The sequence below is a fragment of the Pseudomonas sp. TH31 genome (genome assembly GCF_016650815.1).
Taxonomy (GTDB): domain Bacteria; phylum Pseudomonadota; class Gammaproteobacteria; order Pseudomonadales; family Pseudomonadaceae; genus Aquipseudomonas.
The window spans coordinates 85,443-93,780 of record NZ_JAEKEZ010000016.1; the positions used below are offsets into that span (position 1 = coordinate 85,443).

The window sequence follows — 8,338 nt, forward strand, 5'->3', positions numbered from 1 at the left end:
GGCTGTCATCAAAAGAAAAGACGCTGACGTCAAATGAAAAGCACACACGGTGGGGGCTCTTTAATGTCAGCGCTATAAAAGCTTCTGGCGATTGAGCCAGTCGAGTCATCGAGAAGGCGAAGGTGTTCAAGTGGACAAACTGCAAACTGCCGCAACCGTTCTGATCGTGCCAGGCCTGCGAGAGCATGTTGCCGAGCATTGGCAAACGCTGCTTGAGGCCAGATTGAGCAAAGTGCGTAGCGTGCCACCGCTTGAAACCGACAAGCTCGACTGCGCCGCTCGGGTCCGGGCCATCCAGCACGAGCTGGAACAGATCGAAGGTCCAGTGATTCTGGTAGCCCATAGTGCCGGCGTGCTGATGGTGGCGCATTGGGCCGCGAGCCACGGTCATCCAATCAAGGGCGCTCTGTTGGCCGCGCCGCCGGATCTCGACGCCAGCTGGCCGCAAGGCTATCCAACCCCTGAATCCCTCCGTGCCAATGGTTGGGATCCTCTACCCAAAGGTGCGCTGCCATTTCGCAGCATCGTCGCCGGCAGTACCAACGATCACCTCGCCAGCCTGGACGCTGTCGCTCGCCTGGTTCGGGGCTGGGGGAGCGAACTGCTCAATCTGGGTGAAGTCGGCCACCTCAATCCGGCTTCGGGTTATGGCCAATGGTCCGAGGCCGAAGCGCTCATTCTGGAACTGGATCGTTAGTCAGGAGCCGGCCTGGCCACAAGCCTGCGGCAATTGCCCTCATTCCTGAAAGCACAGGCTCCTTCAGCAGAAGCCAGTGCGAGGGTCACTACGCTTTAAAAAAAATACAAAAAAGGCGGAGACAACCTAATGCATAACAATAAGAATCACAGCCCTTTGCGTCGAAGCCTTCTGGCCTCGACCATTCTGGCCGCTTCCCTGCCGACGGCCCACGCCTTCGAACTGGATACCGGTAATCCCGATTGGTCAGTGCGCTTCGACAACACCGTCAAGTACAACTACGGATTGCGCACCGAAAATGCTGACAAGCGCATGCTGGGGACGCCGAACAACAACGACGGCGACTACAACTTCCGAAAAGCCGGCACCAATATTACCGATCGCGTTGACCTGCTGACCGAACTGGATGTCGTCAACCAGGGCAACAAGGGTTTTCGTATCAGTGCCACGAGCTGGTACGACAAGGCCTATGACAATGTCGGTTCCAGCTCCAATCCCTTCGTCAACGGCAATGGCGGAACGTCAGGGCTGGTCGCCAATGACCCACGTCTGGCCGCGGTTACCAAGGACAACGTCGGCAATGGCAGTTCCCACCTGAGCAACTACGCCCAGCGCTACTACAGTGGTCCGTCCGGCGAAATTCTTGATGCCTTTGTGTTCTACAACACTGAAGTGGGCGATGAGTCCCTGCTCAGCGTGAAGGCCGGTCAGCACAATGTGTTCTGGGGCGAGACCATTCTGAACCCGGTGCACTCGGTCAGTTACGGCCAGTCTGGCCTCGACCTGGCCAAGCTGGCGGCGTCCCCGGGTACCGAAGCCAAGGAGCTGTTCGTTCCACGTAAGCAGCTCTCGATGACCTTCACCGTCAATCCCGAGCTGACCCTGGGCGCCCAGTACTTCCTTGATTGGGATGCTGCCCGCCTGCCGGAGGCCGGTACCTACTATGGCGGTTCCGATCTGGTGGGGTTCGGCGCGCAGTCTTTCCTGCTGGGCAATACCAATGCCATCGTCCCCGCAAGCCCGCTGGGCTGTGGTCTGGCGCCTTGCAACGGGCTGACCAACGTGCGTCGTGGTCACGATCTGACGCCGAGTAATAGCGGAGACTGGGGCGTGATGGCCAAGTGGTCGCCAACCTGGCTGGACGGTACCCTCGGCATCTACTACCGCAATACCTCGGATATTTTGCCGCAGGCGTGGTTGAACGCCACAGGGATCAGTTCGGCCAACCCCAACGGGACTCGGCCAGCAGGCATGGTGCCGGCGGTCGTCAATACGCTGAACTCGTTGAGTACCAGCACCTACCAGTTGGCCTATGCCGACAATATCCACATCTTCGGTCTGAGCCTGTCGAAAGATATTGGCGGCGTCAGTGTCGGCTCCGACCTGAACATCCGTCACAACATGCCCCTTGCCAGCATCCCGGCCATTCTCAGCTCCACCGGGCCACTGGGGCTGGGCGCCGGTCTGGGTCTGTTGCCTGCTCGTACGGCGCAGACCGGCATCGTCTACGACGTCCCGGGCAACGGCGACAGCATGAGTGCCACCGGTGACACGCTGCACTGGACGCTCAACGGTCTGATGACCCTGCCCAAGACGTCGGTGTTCGATTCGGCAACCCTGCTCACCGAGCTGTATTACAGCAATCTGCTCAAGCTCGATAGCAAGAACGAGGCGCTCTACAAGGGCAACAGCAGCTACCACGGCGTCGATGCTCCGACTCGGGACAACTGGGGTATCGCCGCCAACTTCACGCCGACCTGGTACCAGGTGCTTCCTGGTGTCGACTTCAACATGCCGCTGTCCATCAACATGGGGCTTGCCGGCGTGTCACCGGTAAATGGCGGCGGGGCGAAAGACACCGGTAACTATGCGGTCGGCGTCGGTGCTGTTGTTTACAACAAATACTTTGTCGACCTGAAGTACGTGGATTCCTTCGGCAAGACCGACAAGTGTGATGTCAGTGGCTCGAGTACCGGCGCAACCGGTGGCAACGGTTCAACGCCGAACGCCTTCAGCGGTAACCAGAACTATGCGTGTTATGGCGGTGGCTACTCGGCCTTCTCCGGCGCTGGCGCGACCACTCAAGACCGTGGCGCCGTTTACCTGACGATGAAAACCACCTTCTGATTCACGAATGGCTTACTCAAGTAGGCAGGAGAATAACAATATGAAATTCGTGCACTCGCTTTTGGCCGCTTCGCTGACCATGGTCCTGGCCATTGATGCTCAGGCCGCTGTATCGGCTCAAGAGGCGGCCAAACTCGGCAGCAGCCTGACCCTGGTGGGGGCCGAAAAGGCCGGTAATGCCGATGGTTCCATTCCGGCCTATCACGGCGGTCTGACCACTGCTCCGGCCAGTTTCAAGTCCGGCGACAGCATGCGTCCGGACCCCTTTGCCAGTGAAAAGCCGGTGCAGGTGATCAGTGGCAAGAACGTTGATCAGTACAAGGGCATGCTCACTGCCACCACGGCAGAGTTGGCCAAGCGTTTCCCCAGCTACCGCATCGACGTGTATCCGACCCATCGCACGGCAGCACTGCCGCAGGCGGTGCTGGACAACGGTGTGAAAAATGCCAGCGGTGCCAAGTCCCTCGAAGGCGGGCTGGCCATCGACAACGTACTGCCCGGCGTGCCGTTCCCGATCCCGCAAACGGGGGCCGAGGCCATGTGGAACTTCCTGCTGCGCTACCAGGGGGTCAGCATCAACTCCAAGTACGACTCCTGGAACGTAGACTCGGCGGGCGTGCCGAGCCTGGCGATCACCGGCGAAGCGTTTATCGCCTACCCGATTTACGAAAACCTGTCGAAGCCCATCAGCAGCGCCGACATCTACTATCAGATGAAGCTGTATTACACCGGCCCTGCGCGCCGGGCCGGCGAGTCGATCATGCTCAAGGACGCCGCCAACCCACTGCAGCAGCCGCGCCGCGCCTGGCAGTACCTGCCTGGCCAGCGTCGGGTAAAACTGGCACCGAACCTGGCCTACGACACGCCTAACCCGGGCACTGCCGGCGCAGGCACCTACGACGATGTCTTCGTGTTCAACGGTGCGCTGGATCGCTACGACTGGAAGCTGGTGGGCAAGCAGGAAATGATCGTGCCCTACAACACCTACAAGCTGACCTATGCCCAGGATCCCAAGTCGCTAACCACCCCCAACCACCTCGCACCCGACTTCGTGCGCTGGGAAAAACACCGCGTCTGGGTTGTGGAGGGCGAACTCAAGGCGGGTGCACGGCACGTCTACCAGAAGCGTCGCATCTACCTGGATGAAGACAGCTGGACCGCTCTGGCCTCCGACGAGTACGACGCGCGTGGTCAGCTCTACCGTGGCTCTTTCGCTTTCCTCAGCCAGAGCTATGACAAGCAGGTTCCGGACGCCACGCCTTTCATGATCTACGACCTGGTCGGTGGCTCCTACAACATCAATGGGGTGGTAGGCCCATACGGTGGCATCAAGTACATCGAACCCCTCTCGAAGGTGCAGTGGTCGCCGGAGTCCCTGGCGGGTGCCGGTATTCGCTAAGCACAGGGTGACACAGCGCCCGTTCGGTCCACTGGCTCCCCGACCGTGACCGGACGACTCTTGGCGTGATGCCGAGGGGCCTGGGCGTCTGACTTCAACGCCGGGGTGCACGCAGCGTGCCCCCCGGTAAAGTTCCCTCAAGAGGACGCAGTATGTGTTCGTACAAGAAGTACGTGTTGCTGGCGCTGGGCGTCACGCTGGCACTGTTGCGGGGTGTCGCTCAGGCAGACAGCTACGTCGACGTGCTGGATCTACCGGCCAGTGCCAGTGCCTTGGCGATGCACAGTCCCTTGCTGGATACGGCCCGTGCGGGTGAGCGACTGGTTGCTGTCGGACAGCGCGGCCACATTCTCTATTCCGATGATTGCGGCAAGCACTGGCAGCAGGCGGCCGTACCCGTCAGCTCCGATCTGACTGCGGTGAATTTTCCTTCGGTAATGCAGGGCTGGGCGGTCGGCAATGACGGTGTGGTACTGCACAGTAGCGATGCCGGCGCGACCTGGAGCAAGCAGCTCGATGGCCGTCAAATCGGTGCCTTGCTGGTCCAGCACTACGGTGAGTTGGCCAGTGCCGATCCGGCTAACGAACAGTGGGCGCAGCTCGTCAGCGACGGCCAGCGTCTGGTGGAGGAGGGCGCCGACAAGCCGCTGCTCGGTGTCTGGTTCGCCAACGACCAACTGGGGTATGTGGTCGGCGTGTTCAACCTGATCCTGCGTACCGAGGACGGCGGCAAGCATTGGATGCCCTTTCAGGACCGGACAGACAATCCGCAGAGTTTGCACCTCAATGCCATCGCCTCGACGGGCGACGCGCTGTACATCGCCGGTGAACAAGGCCTGCTGCTCAAGTGGGATGAGTCCCGCCAGCGTTTTACAGCCTTGCAGACGCCCTATCAGGGCAGCTTTTTCGGTGTCATCGGCAAGCCTGGCGAAGTGCTGGCTTACGGTCTGCGCGGGCATGTGTTGCGCAGCGTCGATGGCGGCAACAGTTGGAGCGGGTTGAATACCGGGCTGCCGGTCAGTCTCACCGCTGCCATCCTCGACTCGAAAGGCGACTACCGACTGTTCACTCAGGCCGGGCACATGTTGGTTGAGCCGGCAGGCAGTGCGCAGTTGCACCTGGTGCCGCAGCAAGGCCAGTCACCCGTGGCAGGCGCCGCGCTGGCCGCCGATGGTTCGCTGGTGTTGGTGGGCAGTCGTGGTGTGCGCGCGCTTCGCGTCGAATAAGAACTGGATCAATTAGAGCGAGTACCCTGACATGGGCAACCTCAAGCAAGACACCATGCCGGTGATCCGCCACTTGCGTGACTTCGATCGACGCTCCGGCAACCGCCTGGAACGGTGGGTATTCAACTACCGTCCGCTGTTCATACTGGTCATGGCGCTGGTCACACTGGTACTGGGTTATATGGCGGCGACCCGTCTGGAACTGCGTCCCAGCTTCGAGAAAATGATTCCGCAGAGCCAGCCGTATATCCAGAACTACCTGGAGAACCGCAAGTCTTTACGCGGTCTGGGCAGCTCGGTGCGGGTGGTGGTGGAGAACACTCAGGGCGACATTTTCGACCCCGAATATCTGAGTGTACTCAAGCAGGTCAATGACAGTTTGTTCCTCACCGAGGGCGTCGACCGCGCCTGGATGAAGTCGTTGTGGAGTCCGGCGGTGCGCTGGACCGAAGTCACCGAAGAGGGCTTTCAGGGCGGTCCGGTGATGCCCGATACCTACCAGGGCTCGCCCGACGACATTGAGCATCTGCGCGAGAACATCAACCGCGCCGGCATCCTCGGTAGCCTGGTGGCCAGCGACTTCAAGTCGACCATGTTGATCGTGCCGCTGCTGGACAAGACTTCGGCCACCGGTCACGGCATCAATTACTATCAGTTCGCCCAGATGCTCGAAGAGCAGTTGCGTGACAAGATCGAATTTGCCGGTGACAGCTCCGCGCGCAAGGCCGGGAAAGAAGGCCACGGCAAGTACAAGGTCCACGTGATCGGTTTCGCCAAGTTGATCGGCGACCTGATCGACGGCCTGATCCTGGTGATGATGTTCTTCGGTCTGGCCGTGATCACCTCATTTGTCATCATTTACCTCTACACCCGTTGCATCCGCAGCACCCTGCTGGTGATCTTCTGTTCGCTGACGGCGGTGGTCTGGCAACTGGGCATCGTCGCCTGGCTGGGTTACGCCATCGACCCTTACTCGGTGCTGGTGCCTTTCCTGATCTTCGCCATCGGCGTGTCACATGCGGCGCAAAAGATGAACGGCATCATGCAGGACATCGCCCGTGGCACAGACAAACTGGTAGCGGCGCGCTACACCTTCCGCCGCCTGTTCATCGCCGGCGTCACCGCGCTGCTGGCCGATGCGGTCGGTTTCGCGGTGCTGATGCTGATCGACATTCCGGTGATCCAGGACCTGGCCATCACCGCCAGTATCGGTGTGGCGGTGCTGATCTTCACTTCGCTGTTGCTGATGCCGGTGGCGCTGTCCTATATCGGTGTTGGCGCCAAGGCCGCCGAGCGTGCACTGAAGATCGACACCGGGCTGCCAAGCATCGCGGCTTCGGCAAACTATGGGACATGCTCGACCGCTTTACGACGCCCAGGTGGGCCACCGGCACCTTATTGGTCGCGGTGCTGTTGGGTATCGGTGGCTTCATGGTCAGCCAGCAGCTGAAGATCGGCGACCTCGACAGCGGCGCCCCGGAGCTGCGCGCGGACTCGCGCTACAACCGCGACAATGCCTACATCACCAGCCACTATGCGCTGTCCAGCGACTTGTTCGCGGTGATGATCAAGACCCCGGCCGAAGGCTGCCTGAACTACAAGACACTGATCCTGGCCGACCGACTGGCCTGGGAGCTGCAGCAATACCCGGGCGTGCAAGCGACGTCATCGCTGGTCAACGCGGTACGGCAGATCACCGCCGGCTCCTACGAGGGCAACCCCAAGCTCAACAGCATCCAGCGCAACCAAAACGTGCTGAACTACGCTGCGCAGCAGGCCTCGGTCAATGCGCCGGAGTTGTTCAATACCGACTGCTCCGTGATGCCGGTGATCGCGTACCTCAAAGACCACAAGGCCGAGACGCTGGACGCAGTGGTCGCCATTGCCGACAAGTTCGCCAAGGAAAACAGCACCGAGGATCGTCAGTTCCTGCTGGCCGCCGGCACTGCCGGCATCGAGGCCGCGACCAACATCGTGGTGCGCGAGGCGAACCACACCATGCTGCTCTACGTCTATGCGGCGGTGACCCTGTTCTGCCTGATCACGTTCCGCAGCTGGCGCGCGACGCTGGTGGCGCTGCTGCCGCTGGTGCTCACCTCGATCCTCTGCGAGGCGTTGATGGTGGTTCTGGGCATCGGCGTGAAGGTGGCGACCCTGCCGGTGATCGCTCTAGGCGTGGGGATTGGTGTGGACTACGCGCTGTACCTGCTCAGTGTGCAGTTGCAGTACCAGCGCCAAGGCCTGTCGTTGTCGGAGGCCTATCGCAATGCGGTGGCCTTCACCGGGCGGGTGGTCGGCCTGGTCGGCATTACCCTGGCGGCCGGAGTGGTGTGCTGGGTCTGGTCGCCGATCAAGTTCCAGGCCGACATGGGCATTCTGCTGACCTTCATGTTCATCTGGAACATGCTCGGTGCTCTGATCCTGATTCCGGCGCTGTCCTGGTTCCTGCTGCGAAGCCCCGGCACCCCCTCGATCAAACTCCGTTGATAGCCCTGTTCGATTTTTTTTCGTACACCCGTGAGGGTGAAACGCCCACTGACCAGGGCATGTTCAATGCCCTGACATTGCCTGAGTATTTCAATCATGTCTGATTACAAAGCGCCCTTGCGTGACATTCGTTTCGTACTCAACGAAGTCTTCGAAGTATCCCGGTTGTGGGCCACAATGCCGGCCCTGGCCGAAGCGGTGGATGAAGACACCGCCAATGCCGTCCTCGAGGAGGCTGGCAAGATCACTGCGGACCTCATCGCACCGCTCAATCGCAGTGGAGACGAGCAGGGCTGTTCGTGGAGTGACGGTGTTGTGCACACGCCAGCCGGCTTCCCGGCGGCCTACCGTGCCTTTGCCGAGGGTGGCTGGGTCGGCGTCGGGGGCGACCCGGCGTACGGT

The 8,338-nt window shown here is 60.7% G+C and carries 4 protein-coding genes and 2 pseudogenes; all 6 read left to right on the forward strand.

The genetic code is table 11. From position 1 onward, the window contains the following. Nucleotides 1-130 precede the first annotated feature (130 nt). Nucleotides 131-697 carry an alpha/beta hydrolase gene (locus JFV26_RS14240; RefSeq protein WP_201193291.1) on the forward strand — a complete coding sequence of 189 codons (567 nt, stop codon included), beginning with the start codon at nucleotides 131-133 and terminating at the stop codon, nucleotides 695-697. Nucleotides 698-826: 129 nt separating this feature from the next. After that, a complete protein-coding gene (locus JFV26_RS14245; RefSeq protein WP_201193293.1) occupies nucleotides 827-2,824 on the forward strand; it encodes a DUF1302 domain-containing protein in 1,998 nt (665 codons plus the stop codon). 40 nt (nucleotides 2,825-2,864) lie between these two features. After that, a complete protein-coding gene (locus tag JFV26_RS14250; RefSeq protein WP_201193295.1) occupies nucleotides 2,865-4,223 on the forward strand; it encodes a DUF1329 domain-containing protein in 1,359 nt (452 codons plus the stop codon). Nucleotides 4,224-4,375: 152 nt separating this feature from the next. Continuing rightward, nucleotides 4,376-5,449 (forward strand): WD40/YVTN/BNR-like repeat-containing protein, encoded by a 1,074-nt coding sequence (locus JFV26_RS14255; protein WP_201193297.1) that lies wholly within the window; start codon nucleotides 4,376-4,378, stop codon nucleotides 5,447-5,449. 31 nt (nucleotides 5,450-5,480) lie between these two features. Further along, a pseudogene (locus tag JFV26_RS14260) lies at nucleotides 5,481-8,040 on the forward strand (efflux RND transporter permease subunit). Continuing rightward, nucleotides 8,033-8,338: pseudogene (locus JFV26_RS14265) on the forward strand (acyl-CoA dehydrogenase N-terminal domain-containing protein); the annotation flags it as partial. The pseudogenes JFV26_RS14260 and JFV26_RS14265, both read left to right, overlap by 8 nt.

Coding starts and splice junctions, on each gene's coding strand:
- JFV26_RS14245 (WP_201193293.1), top strand. CDS start 827: ATGCATAACAATAAGAATCACAGCCCTTTGCGTCGAAGCCTTCTGGCC.
- JFV26_RS14250 (WP_201193295.1), top strand. CDS start 2,865: ATGAAATTCGTGCACTCGCTTTTGGCCGCTTCGCTGACCATGGTCCTG.
- JFV26_RS14255 (WP_201193297.1), top strand. CDS start 4,376: ATGTGTTCGTACAAGAAGTACGTGTTGCTGGCGCTGGGCGTCACGCTG.